General features: G+C 49.8%; 20 protein-coding genes and 1 rRNA gene. 8 read left to right on the forward strand and 13 right to left on the reverse strand.

Annotation, left to right across the window (positions count from 1 at the left end):
• Positions 1 to 1,086, reverse strand: a 16S ribosomal RNA gene (locus H6G89_RS32155); the annotation flags it as partial.
• Positions 1,087 to 1,803: 717 nt separating this feature from the next.
• Here H6G89_RS32155 and H6G89_RS32160 point away from each other — a divergent pair.
• Both H6G89_RS32160 and H6G89_RS32165 read left to right on the forward strand, forming a co-directional pair.
• Entirely contained in the window at positions 1,804 to 2,070 is a 267-nt protein-coding gene (locus tag H6G89_RS32160; RefSeq protein WP_190514095.1) for a hypothetical protein, read from the forward strand.
• Between the two features lie 27 nt (positions 2,071 to 2,097).
• Positions 2,098 to 2,319 carry a DUF4383 domain-containing protein gene (locus tag H6G89_RS32165; protein ID WP_190514096.1) on the forward strand — a complete coding sequence of 74 codons (222 nt, stop codon included), beginning with the start codon at positions 2,098 to 2,100 and terminating at the stop codon, positions 2,317 to 2,319.
• A gap of 85 nt (positions 2,320 to 2,404) precedes the next feature.
• On the opposite strand, the gene H6G89_RS32170 is transcribed toward H6G89_RS32165, so the two are convergent.
• The 6 genes from H6G89_RS32170 to H6G89_RS32195 form a co-directional block, all read right to left on the reverse strand.
• Positions 2,405 to 3,910, reverse strand: coding sequence for a GMC oxidoreductase (locus H6G89_RS32170; RefSeq protein ID WP_190514097.1), 1,506 nt, complete (start codon positions 3,908 to 3,910; stop codon positions 2,405 to 2,407).
• A 9-nt stretch (positions 3,911 to 3,919) separates the two neighbouring features.
• A complete protein-coding gene (locus tag H6G89_RS32175; protein WP_190514098.1) occupies positions 3,920 to 4,534 on the reverse strand; it encodes a cytochrome c oxidase subunit 3 in 615 nt (204 codons plus the stop codon).
• On the reverse strand, positions 4,531 to 6,240 hold the full coding sequence (ctaD, locus tag H6G89_RS32180; protein WP_190514099.1) for a cytochrome c oxidase subunit I: 1,710 nt from the start codon (positions 6,238 to 6,240) through the stop codon (positions 4,531 to 4,533). Before ctaD ends, H6G89_RS32175 begins: the two co-directional genes overlap by 4 nt.
• Before the next feature lie 97 nt (positions 6,241 to 6,337).
• Complete coding sequence (locus tag H6G89_RS32185; RefSeq protein ID WP_242060220.1) at positions 6,338 to 7,300, reverse strand: cytochrome c oxidase subunit II; 963 nt, start codon at positions 7,298 to 7,300, stop codon at positions 6,338 to 6,340.
• A gap of 56 nt (positions 7,301 to 7,356) precedes the next feature.
• Positions 7,357 to 7,953 carry a DUF2231 domain-containing protein gene (locus H6G89_RS32190; RefSeq protein ID WP_190514101.1) on the reverse strand — a complete coding sequence of 199 codons (597 nt, stop codon included), beginning with the start codon at positions 7,951 to 7,953 and terminating at the stop codon, positions 7,357 to 7,359.
• Positions 7,950 to 8,447 (reverse strand): DUF2231 domain-containing protein, encoded by a 498-nt coding sequence (locus H6G89_RS32195; protein ID WP_190514102.1) that lies wholly within the window; start codon positions 8,445 to 8,447, stop codon positions 7,950 to 7,952. The genes H6G89_RS32190 and H6G89_RS32195 overlap by 4 nt, the downstream gene beginning before the upstream one ends.
• A gap of 383 nt (positions 8,448 to 8,830) precedes the next feature.
• On the opposite strand from H6G89_RS32195, the gene H6G89_RS32200 reads away from it, so the two are divergent.
• On the forward strand, positions 8,831 to 10,354 hold the full coding sequence (locus H6G89_RS32200) for an MFS transporter (RefSeq protein WP_242060221.1): 1,524 nt from the start codon (positions 8,831 to 8,833) through the stop codon (positions 10,352 to 10,354).
• Here the strand turns inward: H6G89_RS32200 and H6G89_RS32205 are convergent.
• Positions 10,349 to 11,734: an erythromycin esterase family protein gene (locus tag H6G89_RS32205; protein ID WP_242060222.1), complete on the reverse strand. Its 1,386-nt coding sequence runs from the start codon at positions 11,732 to 11,734 to the stop codon at positions 10,349 to 10,351. The two genes, H6G89_RS32200 and H6G89_RS32205, sit on opposite strands and share 6 nt — an antisense overlap.
• Positions 11,725 to 12,048, reverse strand: coding sequence for a hypothetical protein (locus tag H6G89_RS32210; protein WP_190514122.1), 324 nt, complete (start codon positions 12,046 to 12,048; stop codon positions 11,725 to 11,727). The genes H6G89_RS32205 and H6G89_RS32210 overlap by 10 nt, the downstream gene beginning before the upstream one ends.
• 512 nt (positions 12,049 to 12,560) lie before the next feature.
• Here H6G89_RS32210 and H6G89_RS32215 point away from each other — a divergent pair.
• On the forward strand, positions 12,561 to 13,544 hold the full coding sequence (locus H6G89_RS32215; protein WP_190514103.1) for an aldo/keto reductase family protein: 984 nt from the start codon (positions 12,561 to 12,563) through the stop codon (positions 13,542 to 13,544).
• A gap of 16 nt (positions 13,545 to 13,560) precedes the next feature.
• Positions 13,561 to 13,845, forward strand: coding sequence for an SDR family NAD(P)-dependent oxidoreductase (locus H6G89_RS36170; protein WP_190514104.1), 285 nt, complete (start codon positions 13,561 to 13,563; stop codon positions 13,843 to 13,845).
• Between the two features lie 27 nt (positions 13,846 to 13,872).
• Here the strand turns inward: H6G89_RS36170 and H6G89_RS32225 are convergent, their stop codons facing one another.
• The gene (locus H6G89_RS32225) at positions 13,873 to 14,106 is read right to left on the reverse strand and encodes a hypothetical protein (RefSeq protein ID WP_190514105.1); all 234 of its coding nucleotides are present in this window, start codon (positions 14,104 to 14,106) and stop codon (positions 13,873 to 13,875) included.
• Positions 14,107 to 14,271: 165 nt separating this feature from the next.
• Here H6G89_RS32225 and H6G89_RS32230 point away from each other — a divergent pair, with 165 nt between their 5' ends.
• The 3 genes from H6G89_RS32230 to H6G89_RS32235 all read left to right on the forward strand — a co-directional run bounded on the left by H6G89_RS32230 (position 14,272) and on the right by H6G89_RS32235 (position 16,680).
• Positions 14,272 to 14,475: a hypothetical protein gene (locus tag H6G89_RS32230; RefSeq protein WP_190514106.1), complete on the forward strand. Its 204-nt coding sequence runs from the start codon at positions 14,272 to 14,274 to the stop codon at positions 14,473 to 14,475.
• A gap of 12 nt (positions 14,476 to 14,487) precedes the next feature.
• Positions 14,488 to 14,616: a hypothetical protein gene (locus tag H6G89_RS36040; protein WP_255519561.1), complete on the forward strand. Its 129-nt coding sequence runs from the start codon at positions 14,488 to 14,490 to the stop codon at positions 14,614 to 14,616.
• A 480-nt stretch (positions 14,617 to 15,096) separates the two neighbouring features.
• On the forward strand, positions 15,097 to 16,680 hold the full coding sequence (locus H6G89_RS32235; RefSeq protein ID WP_190514107.1) for a hypothetical protein: 1,584 nt from the start codon (positions 15,097 to 15,099) through the stop codon (positions 16,678 to 16,680).
• 464 nt (positions 16,681 to 17,144) lie between these two features.
• Here H6G89_RS32235 and H6G89_RS32240 read toward each other — a convergent pair whose 3' ends face one another.
• The 3 genes from H6G89_RS32240 to H6G89_RS32250 all read right to left on the reverse strand — a co-directional run bounded on the left by H6G89_RS32240 (position 17,145) and on the right by H6G89_RS32250 (position 19,559).
• Positions 17,145 to 17,789 carry a winged helix-turn-helix domain-containing protein gene (locus H6G89_RS32240; protein WP_375539714.1) on the reverse strand — a complete coding sequence of 215 codons (645 nt, stop codon included), beginning with the start codon at positions 17,787 to 17,789 and terminating at the stop codon, positions 17,145 to 17,147.
• Positions 17,790 to 17,868: 79 nt separating this feature from the next.
• Positions 17,869 to 18,807 carry a ParB/RepB/Spo0J family partition protein gene (locus tag H6G89_RS32245; RefSeq protein ID WP_199337061.1) on the reverse strand — a complete coding sequence of 313 codons (939 nt, stop codon included), beginning with the start codon at positions 18,805 to 18,807 and terminating at the stop codon, positions 17,869 to 17,871.
• Positions 18,807 to 19,559 carry a ParA family protein gene (locus H6G89_RS32250; RefSeq protein WP_190514108.1) on the reverse strand — a complete coding sequence of 251 codons (753 nt, stop codon included), beginning with the start codon at positions 19,557 to 19,559 and terminating at the stop codon, positions 18,807 to 18,809. Before H6G89_RS32250 ends, H6G89_RS32245 begins: the two co-directional genes overlap by 1 nt.
• Positions 19,560 to 19,684 lie beyond the last annotated feature (125 nt).

The following is a 19,684-nucleotide window of genomic DNA, read 5'->3' on the forward strand; positions in this document are numbered from 1 at the left end:
CAACTTAATGCTGGCAACTAGAAACGAGGGTTGCGCTCGTTGCGGGACTTAACCCAACATCTCACGACACGAGCTGACGACAGCCATGCACCACCTGTGTTGCAGTTCCCGAAGGCACTCCTTCTTTTCAAAAGGATTCTGCACATGTCAAACCCTGGTAAGGTTCTTCGCGTTGCATCGAATTAAACCACATCCTCCACCGCTTGTGCGGGTCCCCGTCAATTCCTTTGAGTTTCACTCTTGCGAGCGTACTCCCCAGGCGGGATACTTATCGCGTTAGCTTGGACACTGCCTTTGGTCAAGGCAACATCGAGTATCCATCGTTTACGGCTAAGACTACAGGGGTATCTAATCCCTTTCGCTCCCCTAGCTTTCGTTCATTAATGTCAGGTACAGCCCAGCAGAGCGCTTTCGCCACCGGTGTTCTTCCCAATATCTACGCATTTCACCGCTACACTGGGAATTCCCTCTGCCCCTACTGCCCTCAAGTCCAATAGTTTCTTGTGCATCTCAGAGGTTGAGCCTCTGGCTTTAACACAAGACTTATTGAACCATCTACAAACCCTTTACGCCCAATAATTCCGGATAACGCTTGCCTCCTCCGTATTACCGCGGCTGCTGGCACGGAGTTAGCCGAGGCTGATTCGATAGGTACCGTCATTATTCTTCCCTATCAAAAGAGGTTTACAATCCACAGACCTTCGTCCCTCACGCGGTATTACTCCGTCAGGCTTGCGCCCATTGCGGAAAATTCCTCACTGCTGCCTCCCGTAGGAGTCTGGACCGTGTCTCAGTTCCAGTGTGGCTGGTCATCCTCTCAGACCAGCTACAGATCGTTGCCTTGGGGTGCCATTACCACTCCAACTAGCTAATCTGACGCGAGCTTATCTTCAGGCGATAAATCCTTTCACTTGGTACGCACATCGGGTATTAGCCGTCGTTTCCAACGGTTGTCCCCGTCCTGAAGGCAAATTCTCACGCGTTACTCACCCGTCCGCCACTCAGTTCCGAAGAACTGCGTTCGACTTGCATGTGTTATGTATACCGCCAGCGTTTATCCTGAGCCAGGATCAAACTCTCCGTTTTGAAGTGTTTGATTTATATTTGGCTCTGAAACAAAACTAAAATCTTGTTTCAAATCCTCTTTAAGGTTTCAAATTAATAACTCTGGACATTCGACTCAATTGTCGTTTCGTCCATAAGTTATTCACTCAAAACCAACATTGTTTTTAACGAGGATTGGTGTTTAATTTGGCTTTCAAACTATTCTTTTTTCCAGGTTCACTGTGCCTTGACTTTCCCTTGACACTCTCTCACTATAGCGCGATCGCGTTCACTGTGTGGGTGAGGACAACCGTACTAGTAGAAGTGCTACTACCCGCACCAGAAGGCGGTTTGAGGTCGCTTCGGTGGAGGGGTTCGTTTTTGGCACTTACCCACTATAGCGAATAGAGGAACATTGTGTGAGGCTTTTTTTGAGACATAAGATCTACTTATCTTATGGCTGTAATAATTTAGTTGTCCTATTTAGGGTTGTCATAGGAGCGCAATTCAGGTAAAGCGATGTGGGTTTAGACGAGTGCTTTATCTCTCCTGATGGAAGAACAATTGAGTCCCTATCGTTAGATTCAAAACATTGTGCTCCTTGTTCCAATTGCTTGGGCAAATCGTTGAACCCGTCAGCAAACATTAATCAAACTAAAATCTAGCAAAGCGGTGGTAGCGGAAACGGGCGATCGCTCGTTTAGGAAATCAAGGTTAATCACTCATTGTTCATCCGGAGTTTATACAGAGGTAAGGGATATGGGTATCCAAGAGCATTCAGCGTTCTTTAACGACAATCAAAACGACAATCAAGATGACCAACATCAGGAGCAGTCCGAGGCTAACAAGACTGCGCCTGATTCCCCTCAAATCGTTGACCCACTTGACCTGGTTTACAGTGGCGGGTTTACTGGCGATCCCCAGGAGATTTTAGGAAACCCTGCGGTTGCCCCTGAGATGTTGTCTGAAGGCAGGGATTTGAGAGTCGATATTTTTAGAGACACAGAAGAAGCCACCCCGGATTGAACAATTTAGTTGATGCGGAGCCTAACCATGGGAGCACGTTACTTTGCCGTTATCAGCGGAATTATCTATGTTTTGGTCGGTTTGTTTGGATTCATTCCAGGTATGGTTGCAACTCCTGGAACGGGTGGACCAGATGTTGTAGTTGATGCGGGGTATGGGTACTTGTTATCCACCTTTCCCGTCAACATCCTCCATAACATTGTGCATCTAGCCGTTGGTATTTGGGGACTCGTTGCTTTTCGGAGCTAAATGATTATAGGGCGATCGCGATACCGCTAATGCAAGACAGGGCGATCGCCATCTCTTGTGCTTAACCGTGCAACTAACCCGTAACTTAACTGCTCAATTGTTGGATCAGGCGATCGCCCACCCGCAGTGCATTGGCAATGACGGTTAAGCCAGGGCTAACACTGGCATGGGACGGAAAGAAACTGCTATCTACTACATAGAGATTGTGGACTTCGTGGGTTCGGCAATCGAGATTTAACACTGAGGTTGCGGGATCTTCGCCAAACCGACAGGTGCCGCACTGATGCGCCAAAACCTGAATAGGCATATCGCTACGGGGGTGGGTGGTGCGGTTAAAGGCAGAGGGTTGCGTTGCTTCTACATTCTTGAGCACGTCAATCCAACGGTAGACCAGGCGATCGTGTGCCTCCACATTGTTAGGCGTGTAATCAATTCGCAATTTATCCCCCACATAATGAACGCGATTATTGGCGTTGGGGAGGTCTTCGGTTTGTAGCCACCAACCGATGGAGTGGGTCGCCAACTGCCGCAACCCAAAGTTGGGCATCAGTCTAGACAATGCTGACAAAATTGGGGGTGCTTCTGCGAAGATAACATCCTGCAAAATGCCGCCGGAGTTTTGTACGTGCCCCAGAGGATAGGGAAAGTCTTTGTCTCCCCAGTAGAAATCATTCAACCCCAGGGTGCGAGAAAATGTTCCAGAATTGGCAGATGCGGTTAGCTGCACAACGACGGACAGCAGTTGTTTCATAAAGTTACGCCCCACCTGACCAGAGCCATTAGCGATGCCGTTGGGGTGTTTTTCGTTAGCGGATCGGAGCAGCAATGCCGCCGAATTTACGGCACCACAGGCTAACACAATAATGTCCCCTAAAAACAAATAGGACTGACCGCCAATTTTTGCCTCAACTGCTTTGATCTCAGCACCCGATGGGTTGGTGTGCAGAGAGACGACCTGAGCCGAAGTTTTGAGAGTTACATTGTCGCTGGTTAGAACCGGGCTGACCCCAGTGTCTTCTGCGTCAGTACGACCGCGATCGCCCACTCCTAACGGCAAATGAACAGGGTGCAATCCCTGTTGTGAGAGGGTGTCTCCAATGCTTTGCAACATCGGCTCATGGGCAATTTCGGCAAAGGGATAGGCTTCGCTGTGGGGCGGTTCAGTGGGGTCGTTTTCGACCTTGCCATGCGCTTGATACAACTTCTCGGCTTCGGTGTAATAAGGCTCAAAATCTTGGTATTTCAGAGGCCATGCTGGAGAGACTCCGCCTTGATGTTGTACCTGCTCAAAGTCACGCTCACGCATCCGCTGTAAAACGCCACTCCAAATCTTGGTATTGCCACCAACAGAGTAATAAGTTTGTGGGTAAAAGGGTTCTCCTTCGTTGTCAAACCATGCATCTTTAGCGTGGTATTGTTCCTTTTTGAAAACCTCAGTATCCACTAATTCAGAACTTTCACGATAGATTAATTCTCCTCGTTCCAGTATTAAAATCTTCTTCCCTGTGGGTGCTAATTTACGCGCTAAAGTCCCACCCCCTGCACCTGTACCAATGATAATTACGTCATAGTATTGGTCATCGATAATCATATAGATCTCCTACTGCCAAACATAGATCAACACATACAACGCAATCCAAATAACATCGACAAAGTGCCAAAATAACGATGTTGCTTCTACACCAAAGAAACCGTTGTCGTAGTTGCCGGGGATGAACGATCGCCCCAACATTAGCAACTGCAACACGATGCCACTGAGAACGTGCAAACCGTGAAATCCAGTTAATAGAAAGAACGTGCCGCCAAAGGTTCCGGAGGTATAGCTAAAGGGCAAACCCCGCCATTCCACCGCTTGACCAAAGAGGAAATAGCTACCCATGGCGATCGTGGTCAACAGAAATATCCGAAACCCCCACAGCTTTTTATCGTGCAAATATCGCTCAGCCACATAGATCACAAAACTACTGGAAACCAACACGATCGTGTTGATTAGAGGTTCTCTAGTCTCCAGACCTGTCACCCCCAGTGGATACCAATCTGTCACCGAGGTTGTGGTTTTGTAGATAATGTAGCCTGTGAAGAAGCTCAGGAAAATAACACTTTCTGACAGCAGAAACACAATAAACCCAAATTTACTGTTTCCTGCTTCGTCGTGTTCCTGATGTTCGCGGACGTTAGCTTCAACGTCTTGGGCAATGGTTCTTTCTACTGTCATGATGATGGTTGTTTTGTAAAAGATTCAGGAAAGTCCGTCAAACCGGGATTGGGAGCGTGCTCGACCAGAGGTTGGTGTCTGCCATAGCCATAGGGACCCGAAATCACAATGGGCGTTTCCTCAAAGTTTTCTACTGTAGGTGGTGACGAGGTCAGCCACTCCAAGCCATATGCCCGCCAAGGGTTGTTGCCCACTTTTTCACCCCGAATCCAGGAACTCACCATATTCAGGATGAACGGCAGCGTAGACAGTCCCAGCAGAAAACCACCAATGCTAGCAACCACATTCCAGTAGGCAAACTCTGGGTCATAGGATGCGACCCGACGTGGCATCCCCATTAACCCTAGAGGGTGCATTGGCAAAAAGATTAATGCCGTCCCGATGTATGTCAGAACAAAATGAAGTTTGCCCAAGCCTTCGTAATACATACGACCTGTCATTTTTGGGAACCAGTGATAGATCGCAGCATAGATAGCCATGACGATCGCCCCATACAGCACGTAATGAAAATGCCCCACGACAAAGTACGTATTGTGAACGTGAAGATCGATTGGTGCCGATCCTAAAAAGATGCCTGTAATACCCGCAAACAACCAGTTGCTGATGCCACCAAGGGCAAACAACATAGGCGTTGTAAAGCGGATTTTTCCGCCCCACACGGTTGCTACCCAGCCAAACACCTTAACCCCTGAAGGAATAGCCACTAGCATCGTCGTCACCATAAAAAACATTCGCATCCAGCTAGGGGTGGCACTGGCGAACATATGATGCACCCACACAGCACTGCTAATCACAGTGATGATCAGGGATGATGCAGCAATTACCCGATATCCAAATAGAGGTTTACGTGCATGAACGGGCAAGACTTCTGAAAACGTGCCAAATGCAGGCAGAACCATCACATACACCGCAGGATGGGAATAAAACCAGAAGAAGTGCTGGTATAGGATTGGGTTTCCGCCCCCTTCAGGATTGAAGAAACTCGTGCCAATCGTCAAATCCAGTAACAACATCACTGCCCCACCTGTCAGCGCAGGCAAGCCGTAAAGCTGAATTAGTTGCGCTGCTAGCACTGCCCAAACAAAGGCAGGAGTCTTAAACCAGGTCATGCCCGGTGCGCGCATTCTACAAATAGTCGTGACAAAATTCACTGCCCCCATAATCGAGGACACACCCGAAATCGCAACCGAGAGAATCCAGAGCACCTGCCCGTTGATTAAATTCCCGGTGGGGTTTTGCAAGCTAACCGGTGGGTATGCCCACCACCCCGATTGGGATGGACCTCCTGGCACCAGAAAACTCGACATCATCAAGATTCCGGCGATCGGGATCATCCAAAACGAAACCGCATTGAGGCGAGGAAATGCCATATCTCGTGCCCCAATCATGAGCGGTACGAGATAATTTCCTAGTCCCACCAACACCGGAAACGTCCAGAAAAATAACATGACTGAGCCATGCATCGTAAACAGGGCGTTATACACCGTGCGATCGACCAGATCGGCTTCAGGAGTAATCAGTTCCCCCCGCATAATCATGGCAAACAGTCCGCCGATGAGATAGAAAACAAACGACGTGACGATGTATTGAATGCCAATAACTTTGTGGTCGGTGCTGAAGGTAAAAAACCGTTTCCAGTTGTCAGGCGCACCGGGGTAAGGTTGCCCACGAACGACTTCTGGAGCCTCAATTGAGATGTTTGTCATAAGAGGAGAAAAGGGGGGAGGGAGAGTGGGAGAGGGGAGAGGGGGAAAGGGGATCATGAGCAGAGCCTTGTTTTCCCATCGACCCATTGCCTTTGCCTTACACGGGTGGGCTTTCCGGCTCGTGTTTGGGCGCGTAGTTCACAACAGGCGGTGGTGCTGGCGGAATCGTTGCCCACCCACGAACAGCTACCTTGTCCTTGGTGTTACCCGATCCGGGTTCAAAGACTTGGCTGTATTCGTAGTTCGCAGGGTTAAACGCAGGAGTAGGGGTTTGAGCCGCTGCATCGGCTAGCCACTGTTGGTAATCGCTCGCAGACTGGACTACTACATCAGTCTGATTTGCAGCAAAATAAGTGCCGCTATACATTGAGTCCCGTAATCGATAAGTGCCAATTTTGACGGGGGTTAGTTCAAAATCAATGTCTTCATGGGGCACCACATACTGACTCAAGCGAAACGCTGGAACGTAAAACCCGTGCAATACATCTTCTGAGTGCAGTTTAAACCGAACGCGGCGATCGACCGGGAGATGCAATTCTGTACTGGTTACATCCTGGTTTGGGTAGTGAAATATCCATGCCCATTGTTTTGCTACTACATCGATTTCCTCAATGGGAGACGTTTCTACAGCCTCTTGAATTTCTTGCTGAGGCGTGCTGTCAAACGGTTCAGCATAGGCAGGTTCCACCATTTGAGGCATGTGCAGATGCACTAGCTCCATTGGTCCACGAATCGACATTTTTTCGTAGGTACGATAGCTGACAAAGGAAAGCGTCACCACCAGAATGAGCGGTGTTACAGTCCAGATGATCTCCAACCAGGTGTTGCCTTCAATGTCAGGCCCATCACTCAGGTCATACTTTTCCGCTCGGTGAAAGATCAGCGAGTAGATAAACGGGCCAATCACTCCCAAATAAATGAAGGTGCCTAACCCAGTAAAAAGACTGAACAGATCATCTAGCAGTTTTGCTTCCGCTGCTGCCTCTGGCGGAAACCAGGAATAAGCTTGCTTTGCCATCCAAAGACTGGCAAATGTGACCAGGACAGCGTAGACCGTCATTATTACAATTGCGCGGAGTTTCATCATGTATTTCTGCCCTCTGCCTTCTGTCTTGACTACAACTGATTGGGGTTCTCACCTAAATGCAACAGTTGATCTGCTGTGACGTGAACGCCAAACTCAGCACCAAGATGTGCGCCCAACGTTCCCTGGACAAACATCAGCACAAACACAAATAAGCCTGCCGCTAGATAGCTCCACTGCACCTGTCTTGCCATATCTTTGCGCCAGTTAAACCGTTGAAAGCCTCGCCAAACCGTCATTGCTACAATCAACGTCAAGATTAAGACACCCCCTACACCATGCATGATCATGGTTTCTAAGGCGTGAAATCCCCAGGCACTGGTGACATCTGCAAGCGGCACAGCCAGAGACACTTCAAATAAGCCTGCGATGACAGTGAAAAAGGTGATGATGGCAGATGCCAGCAGGTTATACCAACCGACATCAAACAGGGCAGAGCGAGTAACAGGAATAGCGAGATACTTAAAAGCTGCTCGATCGACAGGAAACAACGCCCCGACAACATCAAAGGCGATCGCCACAATAAATAAGCCCAGTGTCAAATGCACCAATTGAGGATGAATGGGAATGACGTATGGCAACCCATTAGCTCCCAAACTATCCCACTGTTGTAGCAGGTCTGGATTCATGACAGACCCTCCCGAATGGCATCTACAACGGGAATTGTGTGCAAGCCATAAACCCAGACCAGCAACGTTCCCCAGTAGGACTGGACAAACACCAGCGCAACTAATAACACACTGGCACCCCAGTAAGGAATGGGTAACTGGGGTCTTTCTTGCAGCCGAATGACATATCGCCATCCGGTAATCACTGCCAGAATAGCCGTCAATGACCACCCCAGAACGGTATGGGCATTGAGCGTTGAAACTGATGCTGCGTAGGGTTCTGCTAAACCTGCCTCAATCTGCCCAAAAATTACAGCAATGAAGATTGAAACGGTTGCAAATGCGAGGTTCCACCAACTCACCTCATATAATTTTGGGTTACGAGTAAAGTAGCCAATGATATCGCAGAGAAAAGCAAACAACACCATCGCGATCACAAAATGCACCACGATTGGGTGAATCGTATCGGGGTAGGGCAGGTTGTGCTCGTTGAGCGGAGGAAGATAATTAAACACAGTTTCTTAGTCAGTTTGATAGAGAAAAGATAGCACCGAGAAATCTTGTAGACAGGAAATGTTCTTGACAATTTAACGATTCAAAGGAGTCTTCATCGTTAAACTCCAAAAGCGCATACGACCTCCTCTTGGAAGCTATCTCTATCGCTCGAACTAAAGCTCTATCCAAAGGGAGAAAAGCCTACTCCTATGCCTGTCTACGCAGGATTTCAAGAGCCGAGAGTGAGTTTGGGTCAGGTATTTGAGGCGATCGCCCCAGTCTCATTCCGCTCCCACACTTTCGGATGACAATAGAGCCAAATCAATGCATCTGTTCTTGAGTGATGGATTATGGGAATTCTGAAAGGTATTCACTCAAGGGTTGGCTTTAAGGATAGATCGGGTTGACACATTCGTTAGAAGAAACGATCGCAGAAGCGACGATGGCTCCTTTAAGCCAGACGATTTCAGACCTCACCCCTCCCCTGGGCACTCGACCTCAACGTCTCCCCACAATCATCTCAAAAGACGAAATTCGCTCTAGTCTTCGTGCGTCAACCCTCGATGGCATCTTTGCCACACTTTTTTCTACCATCACCGGGGGGGTGTTACTCAACAACTTTTTAGTCGAGCTAGAGGCGACCCCCTTTCAGATCGGCATGTTAGCTTCGATGCCGATGCTGGCAAACCTGCTGCAACCGCTAGGAGCCTATTGGGCCGATTGCACCACCAGTCGTCGGCTCTATGGGCTTTGGGTCTATGGCATCTCGCGTTTGCTCTGGTTGCCCCTGGCGATCGCCATCATCCTTTACGGACACCCTGCCCATCCCCAACAGATGATTGTGGCAACCCTGGTGGTGATGTTAGCGACTCATGTGCTGGCTGCGATCGGCAGTGCCTCCTGGCTCTCCTGGCTAGCGACCTTGGTTCCCCGACAGTTGCGAGGACGCTACTTTGGCTTCCGCAACAGCACCTTTAGCCTCACCAGTTTTATTGCGCTACCTGTGCTGGGGGTGGCGATCTCCGATTGGTCAGGGGGCAGCATTCAGGGGTTTGGTGTAATGGTGGTGGTCGGCGTGATCGCAGGGCTAATCAGCCTCGGCTTTCAATCGCGCATGACCGATGTGAATCCCCAGGCATATCGGTTAATGACGTTTAAGCCTGCCCTTCTTCCCCCGACACCGCTCAAATCTGACTCGTTAGAACTCAGTCCCTTAGCCACTCAAGAGAATCTTGGAGAGGATACTGTCGCTCATGCGGCTTCTCAGTTAACCGAACCAGCTAACCTGGCGATCGCCCATTTTGCTGAGATGTCCCCTGAAACCGCTCATTCCAGCATTCTCAATAACACCCAGTTCTTGCTATATCTGCTGTATTTTGGTGCCTGGGCATTTGGTGTGAATGTCTGCAACCCGTTTTTTAACTTGTATTTGCTCGATAACCTGGCGTTGGATTTGAGTTGGGTAACGCTCTATAACGCGCTGGGGGCGATCGCCAATCTGCTGATGTTGCTGGTCTGGGGCAAACTGGCAGACCGCATCGGCAATCGTCCGATCTTGCTGCTGGACGGGTTGTTGGTTGCTGTTACACCGCTTTTGTGGCTGGGCACGGGGGCTAACATTTCCTCGATTTGGCTGTGGTTCCCACTGTTGCACCTGTTGGGTGGGGGCACGGGAGCCGCAATCGACCTGTGTATCAACAATCTGCAATTGGCGATCGCCCCGATTCAACACCACACAAAATATTTTGCTTTGACAGCGGCGATCGGCGGAGTCGCTGGGGCAGCAGGAGCCTTAGTCGGTGGATGGTTAGCCCAACTGACCGACGTAGGGGGCATGACAGGAGTATTTGCGCTCTCTAGTGTGTTGCGCCTTGTAGCACTATTGCCGTTGGTGTGGTTGCAGGAACCACAAGGGCAAAAGCTATAGCCCAGAGGGAAAGGTTTCTGGGGGATGGTCTCCAGCTTCGATGGAGTCGGGGCGATCGAGTGGCTGTACGGCATGGGTGTCGTCAAGGTGGATCACCACGTCAAACTGAGCCGGAAGTTGAGCCTGAAAGTAATGGCTCCGCCGCTCGCTGCGGGGTAAGTAAACCACTCCGATCGCCCGTTCTAATCGTGGAATTTGTAGCCCCAGGATAGCTGAATTGTTCTGACGCAGATCGAGCCAAAACTGCGGCAAGCCCACCTGATGAAAAATGGCTTCGTAGCTATCGGGCAACGCCGGACGCACCTGCTTAAATTCGGGTGGGTCGCCCCAGTGAGATGCTGCCGTTACTGTGCCGCTGTAGGTGGTGAACCCAAGTAAAAAAGCGTCGTGTCCATAGCGTTCGCGCACCAGTTGCCCGACGTTCCACTCGCCTGCGGCTTTCATGTCGGTTGCCCGCGCATCACCCAGGTGAGAGTTATGTGCCCAGAGCACAATCTTGGGCTGTTTTCCCTGGCGTTGCAGGTGGTCTACCAGGTGGTCTAACGTCTCTGCCATGTGGCGATCGCGCACATTCCAGGAGTTTTCCCGACCTTGAAACATCGAGCGGTAATAAGCTTCTGCATTTTTGACCAGACGAGCATTCTGTTCCGCGTAAAAAAACTCATCGGCAGTCAGGGTGCTATCTGCTGCAATGTCCGTCTGTTGGGTGTACTCACCCATGCGTCGCTGCAATTCCACAAGTTGATTTACCGCTTCGTCTTCACACGGACTACTCAACCCAGTGGTGGCAGCATATCCATAACTTTGGGAGTCTTCTCCCGCGTGGTCAAAGCAAGCATAGCGATGACGTGCCTGTTTTGCCGCTTCTGGGTCAACCTGTTCTAAATAGGTCAACACTGCATCCATAGAGGCATACATGCTGTAGAGATCTAGCCCATAGAACCCCACTTTTGCACTGTAGCTGGGTCGGGTATCGTTGTATTGTTGCAACCAATCCACAAAGTGCAAGACATCGACATTGCGCCACATCCACTGGGGAAAGTCTTGAAACTCGCCCAGAGCTTCCATTGGAGTTGTGTCGTTGCTAACTCCCCGGACAAAGCGATCGACCCGATCAGCATTGGGAAAATCTGCCTCCACCGCCACCGCAACAAAGCCCTTTTCTTGAATCAATCGCTTGGTCAACTCGGCACGGTGTTGATAAAACTCATGCGTGCCGTGAGAGGCTTCGCCAATCAACACCAATTGAGCATCCCCAATAGCGTCAAGCAACTGATCGTAGTACTGCCTTTCTCCAGTGAAGGGATGAGCCACCTGCTGAATGGCATCAACCAGGGTGGCGATCGCCATCCACTGAGGGTCATCGGGTATCACAACCATGCGCTATCTGCCTCCTGATAAAGGCAAAGGCAATGGCTCAAACCCTGAGGCTGAGAAGCTTTCCGACTCGCCTTCGCCCCATGGAATGTGGCTACGGCTATATCTGGCGCACCAATCACTTTTGCACCTCGCTGAGCAATTTGAGGGGCAGTTTCTCGTCCGATGCCACTGGATGCCCCCATGATGGCAACAACTTGTTGAGCAACTGGCTTACAGCAGTTTTCAACCGAGTGCCACACAGCGAATGCCCATGAATTCAAGCGATGCAAACGGTCGGTGGGGCATCCACAAATGAAAATTGCTGTAAGTTTCATATTGACTGATTCGCAAACGGTAAAAGCGATCGTTCTAGTCAAAATTAAGAACTTTGAGTTGATTAAACCTCTACCCCGAGAGGGTCTAGTCACACCTTAAAAAAAGATCAAAACAGAGTCTTTGTAAACTTTAAATGTCTATCAAAAAGCTCTACTTAACCTGAGTTTGAGATCAGAATTTTGATGGTTGAAATTGCTGCTATTTGGGCAAAACTCAACTGCATCAGTTGAGCAAGTTTTTGTTTTCTGGTAACTCACGAAGACAGGTTCGCCCTGACAGCCGCAAATTGATTCGTCAGATACTTAGATCAAATTGACGTTAATTAATACTGGATTAAAGTATTTGAAACTATTTTTAATACTTCATTTTGTTTTCTAAATGGAGTATGAAAATAGAACTTTACTAGACCTGCTCAGAAACAGTTAATGAAGATCAATTATTGTCTCCTCCTGCCGAAAGAGAACCTTATTAACAACGTTTTCTAAAGTGGAACTAAGCAAGGAGATGACTTATGGAATATCGGCATTTAGGGAAACACGGCATTCGCGTCTCAGAGGTTTGTCTGGGGTCATGGCTCACCTATGGCGGTGCAACGGCAGAAGAGACTGCCCGTCAATGTATTGAGCGAGCCTATGATTTGGGCATTAATTTCTTTGATACGGCGAATGTCTACGCCAGGGGCGAAGCCGAAAAAATTGTCGGAAAGGTGCTGCGTCAGTATCCTCGCGAATCCTATGTTTTAGCAACTAAAGTTTATTTCCCGATGGGGGATGGACCCAACGATCGCGGCTTATCACGCAAACACATTTTGGAGCAATGTGATGCCAGTTTAAAGCGGTTGGGGTTAGATTACATCGACCTTTATCAAGCCCATCGATATGACTCGACGGTTCCATTGGCGGAAACCTTGATGGCATTTGACCATCTGGTGAAACAAGGAAAAATTTTGTATTACGGGGTTTCTGAATGGAGTGCCGGACAACTCGCCCATGCTGCCGATTTGACTCGTCTGGCAAATCTTGCCCCGATCGCCTCTAATCAACCGCGTTATCACATGCTCGATCGCACGATTGAGAAAGAGGTGTTGCCGCTGTGCCGTCGTGAGGGCATCGGCACCATCAACTACTCTCCGCTGGCGCAGGGTTTGCTGACAGGCAAATACAAACCCGGTCAACCTCTGCCAGAAGGATCACGGGCAAGTGACCCCAAACAAAATATGTTTTTGAACGATGGCGAACTGGATCACCACCAGTTAATCAAGGTGCAGCGATTGATGCCCATTGCCGAGCAGGAAGGCTTGAGCTTGAGCCAGTTAGCCCTTGCCTGGTGCTTGCGTCATCCGGAATTAAGCAGTGTGATTATTGGTGCAAGCAAACCCACCCAGGTCGAAGAAAACGTCGTCGCATCCGGTCATCCACTATCTGCCGCAACAATTCAACGGATTGAGGAAGTGCTGGAAGCAGAGATGAGCGATCGCGTTACTGTTGGTGCCTAATTAGGAACTTGGATCGATGCATATCAACTATGACAGCCTCTTCAGGCTGATCGCCTTTGCGATCGCCCTTTTTCCCGTTTTTCTACTGCTCGATCGGTGGTGGCGCGAACAAACCTACGACCTCCGCCGCAAAACTGTCCTGATTACCGGAGGGTCACGCGGGTTGGGTCTGGTGATGGCACGTCAGTTGGTCGATGCAGGTGCGCGGGTGGCGATCTGTGCGCGAGATGAAGCTGAACTCGAACGGGCACGCACCGACCTGGAGCAACGAGGCGGAACCGTTGTTGCATTGACCTGTTGATGGTGCGTGCCTCTGGTCTTAATGGTTTCAGCCAGTGACAAACGGTCGAGGAGCGATCGCAGGAAAATCAACGATCACCAGGGAACTGCTGGTGAGGTCAGGAAGCTCCAAATAGAGTCCGTATTCGTTGGGTTCAATGTGCAGGTGTTCAAGCCACCAGCACAAAGTCCAGCCTGGAACCCGTTTGCCTCTGACGCTTGAGAGTCGCCAGGTGAGTTCTTTGAGTGAGTCATCAGGTGGCTGTAAGACTTGCACAGCCATGGCTCTCCCTATCTCATTGCCACTTCATGCAAAGGGGCACTGTTGCAATTGGGTGGCAACGAGTCCTACGAAAGAACTATCCTCAATTGCATCATTTAATGCGATTGATTTATTTAATTAAATTAGTGCAAAAATGGGATCCTCTAAATAAGAAGGATATGATTTATGCATCCCAAACAGAAAGCAGATGATATGCGGCGCACAACCGTGTCCTTCGAGGATGAGCAGTTTGAAATTCTTGAGAAGTGGGCAGACAAAGAGATTCGGACAGTCCCGAACCTCATTCAAGCCATTGTGGTCAGTGTCTTGAGAGGGGAGCCACCGAATGTTCCAAACTTACCAGGGTTGGAAAAATTGCAAGGCAAGTAAGGGGCGATCGCCATGACCCTCACCCCTGTGAAATGGACCGTTGAGGATTACCACCGCATGATTGATGCGGGTATTCTTAGCGATCGCCCCTGCTGTATTCCAGATGTGTCGGTTGAGGTTTCAAGGTTAATGAGGCGATGAGGTCATGCAACAGGCAGCCAAAAACTATTTCTCAAAAACTGCTGCATTCTGCTCAGATCGGTGAGTAGATCACTTATACTTCCTTAAAGCAAATTCGCGCGTACTACAGCCGATGAGCCACCAAGTTTCCACTTTTGCACCGACAGGAGGTCAACTCATGAACTAAAAGCCCATTAAAAGTCAAAACCCCAACTGCGGGAAACAGAAGGGGCAGAAGACTTTATTCACTTTGGATAGGTTTTGGGAACTCTAACAAACCGCCGTCGAAAAGCAAATGTTAGGTTGCCCGATTTCGCTATGCCAATTTTAGTGGGATTTTGCCAAAAGTTGCAAGAACTTTGACAAATTACCCCAAATTTTGCATGGCTTCCTATCCCTAAACGCTACACATCTAGGGAGTTGTATTGTGCATCTGAAAATTTGTGAACGCATGGGGAACCTTGCCCTGCGGTTTGCTTTGTTTGCTGGGGAGGGACTTACATGAGCTTGGCTCTCGCCCCCCAGTTCCAGTCGATTCGAGACTGGAATGATGAGTTTCTCATGCTCTGGAACCACCGGTATGACTACTTGTGGGCAGAGCACCCCAACCCAGGAGAATGCCCTGACTGGCAAACCGAAAGCCGTCACCCGCTCAATGACCGCCTGATTCAGCAGGGGGGGTATCTCTATGGGGTCCGCTTTGGTTCTGTAACCAACTACTGTCTCTTAGACGTTGACCGCGATAGCCTCTATCACCCTGCTCGCGATCGCTTTGCCTGGCGGCGGATGGTGGCAGCTCTAGAATCGTTGGGGTTGGTGCAGCCGGTGATCTGCACGTCGAGTCACAGTGGTGGCTTGCATCTTTACTTTCCATTTGAGGGAGAGCAGAAGACCTGGGCGATCGCTCTGGCGGTGTCGGCACTGCTGGAGAATGCCGGGTTTAAGTTGATTCCAGGACAACTGGAGGTCTTTCCGAATCGCAAGCCGTTTTCTCCGACGGGGGAGGTGACGCTCTACAACGGGCACCGGCTGCCGATGCAGATGGGGTCCTATCTATTGAATGCGGAGCTGCACCCCTTGTGGGGAGACCAGCAGACCTTTGTGCAGCAGTGGAGGTTTGCCCAAGGGCGCAATGCGGTAGAAACCAGGGTACTGGAGCGGATTCTCAAAGCATCGCGACGCAGAGCCTTTCGTATTACGGGCAAGGCAGAGAAGTTTCTCAATGACCTCAATGCCGAGATTGAACAGGGCTGGACAGGACTAGGACAAACCAACCGGTTACTGGGCAGAATCGCGATGCGCTCCTACATTTTTGGACATGTGCTCTATAGTGAGACTCCGTTAGAGGGAAAGGATCTGGTGCGAGACATTGTCAAAACAGCAGTGGCACTGCCGGGGTATCAGGAGTGGTGTCAGCATCAACATGAGATTGAGGAGCGAGCCACGCATTGGATGATGGCGATCGAGCGGAGTCATTACTTCCACTATGGGATGGATAAGAAACCAGGAACGGTGCAAGTAGAAGCCCGAGATGAGACATCAACGTGGAATGTGCAGCAAGGAACGGATGCTCGTCAACGGATTCAATCCGCAGTCGCGAGTTTGTTAGAACAAGAAGCACTTCCGGCTGGGATTACCGAACGATTTGATGCGTTAGTGAGTTATGGCATTAGTGGTTCAACGCTGTATCGATATCGGGAGCTGTGGCACCCCCGATACTTTGAGATTGAGGAAATCGGCAACCATCAAGAGGGTGCGGGGCAGGAGTGCCGTGGGGCGGCACCTGACCCCAACAGCCCTACAAACTTATTGGAAGAGAATGGGTGTAATAGCTTACTAGATAAAGGTTCTAGCGATCTAAAAATAGCAGAAGACTTAGAGATAGGGTGTAATTTCTTTCCGGTTGGGGAGTTGAGAAGTTCAGAACCAAAAGAAATGAATACAGAAGAGGGGGTAGCTCACATTAAACAGGTGTTGAGTCAAATTCGAGCGAGGCGATTGCTAGAACAAGCCCAGGAAAAGAATTGGAGTGCTCGACTTGCTCTGCCATTTATTGATACTCAAGAGCCGTTCAAATCACCATGAAAAAGCCCCAGCCGAATCTTGAGTAAGGTGCATCTACGTTAAAGCTGGGGCAGATAATTTGAGTATTCCCAGTAGAGGGGCGATCGCACCTTCCAGGTCATATTTATTGACGGATTCTCGTAAAGGTAGGTTATACCGATTTAATGTTTGATTGTGGCAGATCACTGGGTAGGGGCGTTTCGCGAAACGCCCTTACGGAATCCTGTGCAGCGAAGCCAATTCAAATTGGTATTACAACCGTATTAGTAATGGGGACGCCAATCAGGTGTATAGCTGTAGTCCATATGCAATGGGGCGAAGGTGGGTCAGGAAGCTTCCCCAGAATCAGGGTTTAGGCCCTTAGCTTTGTCCTAAGCTTTTTGACCAAAGCTATAATATTATGTCGGGTTAAATGCCCGCAATATAGATCAGATTCTCAACTTCCTCAGTCGAGTCAACCGCTTGATTGACTAATGGCTCATTGACTAGCGTCCACAATCGTTCGGCAGGTTGCAACTCTGAGGAATAAGGGCAAAAGCCACGACTTTCGTCTCCCTGCTCGGCAGGTGTTCACCCTCGCACCACACTTCGACGTCGGCGTCGGGATACCCCTTCTGTATCCGTTCCAACTCGTCGTGCAACTTTTTTTCGCAGGCTTCTTGCGCCTCCACATCACTCTCCTGATGCTGAGGACGGGTGCCTCTCAGGCGCAATTTCATTTGTTTAAGATATTCCCATCCCTGTTGCCGACTGATGGACTGACCCAACACCTGGCTCAAGTAATCTGCAACCTTGCGCCCATTCCACAAACCACCGTCGGGGGCAGGTCCTCGAATCGCTTGCAAGAGATTGGCTTGCTGCATATCATCGAGCTTGGGCACGGCTCCGGGGTTATGCCGCCGCAGATCCCCCAATGCCCCTGCTCCCAGGTGGTTGTAACTGCGAACTAACTCATAGATCCAACTGCGGCTATAACCCGTCACTGCCGCTACTTCCTCACTCGGTTTGCCTTGCGCTAATAGCCACAAGATTTGATAGTGCGATCGTTCGGTCACCGTTTTAGCACTGCGATAGTGTTGCTCCAGTTCGTCAAGCGTTAGATGCGGGTTGAGAGTGAGACGTTTAGGCATGGTTAAGCAGCAATGCGGCCACTTCCCATGTTATGCGCATTCATGCCAACAGGATATGAGATGCTCGATGGTTTCTTGATCACTCATGAGCCGTCAGTCGATCCAACTCATCCAATAGCTTCGTGATGCGATCGCGTTTTCTACGATCGCCCCAAACTTCACTTTTCTGCAATCGTTTACCAATCTCACCCAATCGTTGAGCGGCTATCTTTTCAGGGGGCTGTTCTGATTCAGGCTTCACTTCTTTAACCAGTGCCTTAATCTCACTCAACGGCAGATTCTTAGCAATCACCTGTTTGAGCAACTTAGCCCGTTGCTTCTCATCTTTGACACGGGCGATCGCCTGAGCCTTAGTGTATTCAATCTCCCCATTTCGCAGTGCAGACAACACATCATCCGGCAGGTTTAACAGCGGCAAACGGCTTGAGCGAAAGGTTCCAGCATTAAATCGTCCAATCTCCGATAGCAAAGATTCGATCTTCTCCAATTGAATCAGAACGTTCTGATTCAACGCTTGACCTCGCTGTTTAGCGTTATACGACTGGTGCAAAAGCGAGATGATTTCGGAACGATCCACCTCAAGGGCGATCGCCAGCAAATCCAGAACTGCCTCAGTCTCCTCAACCGGATTCAAGTCTTCCCGCTGGAGGTTCTCCATCAGGGCAACTTGTAATGCCTGCCGCTCGTCCAAGTGGTGGATGGCGATCGGCACTTTCTCTAGCCCCAACTCACGCGCCGCTCGCAACCGTCGCTCCCCTGCCACCAGTTCATAATCCCCATTCTCCAGGGGACGCACCAGCAAGGGTTCCAAAATGCCAAACTCTTTCACAGACTCCACCAGTTGAGCCAGCTTGCCCGTATCAAAGAAACGACGCGGTTGCTTTGTCGGCAGGCGAATCTTATCAAGGGGAATAGATTGCGTTGGCTGAGTCGATAGATCAGGCTGAACCGGATCTCGGTTCAGAATAGCGGCAACGTTGCGCAGTTGTGGTTTCGGAGCGGTCTTACGAGGTGGCACTACAGAGCCTCCAGGCTTTGAGTAATAGCATTGAGAGCAGTCAGTGCAGCATGTTTGGGGTCATACAATCCCAATGGGACATGTTGCATCGAGGCATCTGCAAAGGCAACTGCCCGTGGAATCGGCGGAAACACAGGGGCAACTCCACTAAATTGCTCCGTCACCGCTTCTAAGATCTCCTTACTTTGGGCAGTGCGATCGTGCAGGTTTGGGATTACCCCGGCAATTCTCAGGTCTGCGGCAACCCCTTCCTGCTGAAGCTCGCTGATCGTTCCCAACAACAGATCTAACCCCACAAAACTCTTATACTGCGTCTGCATCGGGATCAGGATGTGGGTGGATGCCACCAACGAGAGGATGCTAAGAACCCCTAATGTGGGAGGACAGTCAATCAGCACAAAATCATAATTTGGCTCAACCGGGGAAAGAGCTTTTTTAAGGCGAGTCTCTTTGGCGATCGCCGTTGCCAACTTCACATCCGCTGCACTCAACGTCAAATTGCTAGGCACCAGATCCATCTGATGAATGCCACTCAAAACAGGCATCAGTTCACGGTCTAAGATGCTCTGGGCGATCGTATCCGTTAGCTCGTGCGGTTGCAGACCCATAAACACCGTCAACGACGACTGCGGGTCCATATCAAGCAGTAAGACCCGATGCCCTTGCTGAGCTAACGAGTACCCCAGGTTCATGGCCAGGGTCGTCTTCCCCGTTCCCCCGGCTTGATTAAATAGCGAGATGACTTTAGCCACAGATGAAATCAATCACATACAGGGCTAGTCTACAGCGATTTGCTTGGAATCGGGTGCGATCGCGTTAAGAACAGCAACACTGAAATATTTAACATCGAGTGCTGCGGATCAGGGTTAATAAAGCC

The organism is Oscillatoria sp. FACHB-1407 (genome assembly GCF_014697545.1).
Lineage (GTDB): Bacteria > Cyanobacteriota > Cyanobacteriia > Elainellales > Elainellaceae > FACHB-1407.

Bases quoted from the DNA above. Each gene is read 5' to 3' on its own strand.
- H6G89_RS32235 (WP_190514107.1), top strand. From the start codon at position 15,097: ATGAGCTTGGCTCTCGCCCCCCAGTTCCAGTCGATTCGAGACTGGAAT.
- H6G89_RS32160 (WP_190514095.1), top strand. From the start codon at position 1,804: ATGGGTATCCAAGAGCATTCAGCGTTCTTTAACGACAATCAAAACGAC.
- H6G89_RS32215 (WP_190514103.1), top strand. From the start codon at position 12,561: ATGGAATATCGGCATTTAGGGAAACACGGCATTCGCGTCTCAGAGGTT.
- H6G89_RS32185 (WP_242060220.1), bottom strand. From the start codon at position 7,300: ATGACGGTCTACGCTGTCCTGGTCACATTTGCCAGTCTTTGGATGGCA.
- H6G89_RS36040 (WP_255519561.1), top strand. From the start codon at position 14,488: ATGACCCTCACCCCTGTGAAATGGACCGTTGAGGATTACCACCGCATG.
- H6G89_RS32175 (WP_190514098.1), bottom strand. From the start codon at position 4,534: ATGACAGTAGAAAGAACCATTGCCCAAGACGTTGAAGCTAACGTCCGC.
- H6G89_RS32225 (WP_190514105.1), bottom strand. From the start codon at position 14,106: ATGGCTGTGCAAGTCTTACAGCCACCTGATGACTCACTCAAAGAACTC.
- H6G89_RS32240 (WP_375539714.1), bottom strand. From the start codon at position 17,789: ATGCCTAAACGTCTCACTCTCAACCCGCATCTAACGCTTGACGAACTG.
- H6G89_RS36170 (WP_190514104.1), top strand. From the start codon at position 13,561: ATGCATATCAACTATGACAGCCTCTTCAGGCTGATCGCCTTTGCGATC.
- H6G89_RS32190 (WP_190514101.1), bottom strand. From the start codon at position 7,953: ATGAATCCAGACCTGCTACAACAGTGGGATAGTTTGGGAGCTAATGGG.
- H6G89_RS32210 (WP_190514122.1), bottom strand. From the start codon at position 12,048: ATGAAACTTACAGCAATTTTCATTTGTGGATGCCCCACCGACCGTTTG.
- ctaD (WP_190514099.1), bottom strand. From the start codon at position 6,240: ATGACAAACATCTCAATTGAGGCTCCAGAAGTCGTTCGTGGGCAACCT.
- H6G89_RS32230 (WP_190514106.1), top strand. From the start codon at position 14,272: ATGCATCCCAAACAGAAAGCAGATGATATGCGGCGCACAACCGTGTCC.
- H6G89_RS32165 (WP_190514096.1), top strand. From the start codon at position 2,098: ATGGGAGCACGTTACTTTGCCGTTATCAGCGGAATTATCTATGTTTTG.
- H6G89_RS32205 (WP_242060222.1), bottom strand. From the start codon at position 11,734: ATGGTTGTGATACCCGATGACCCTCAGTGGATGGCGATCGCCACCCTG.
- H6G89_RS32170 (WP_190514097.1), bottom strand. From the start codon at position 3,910: ATGATTATCGATGACCAATACTATGACGTAATTATCATTGGTACAGGT.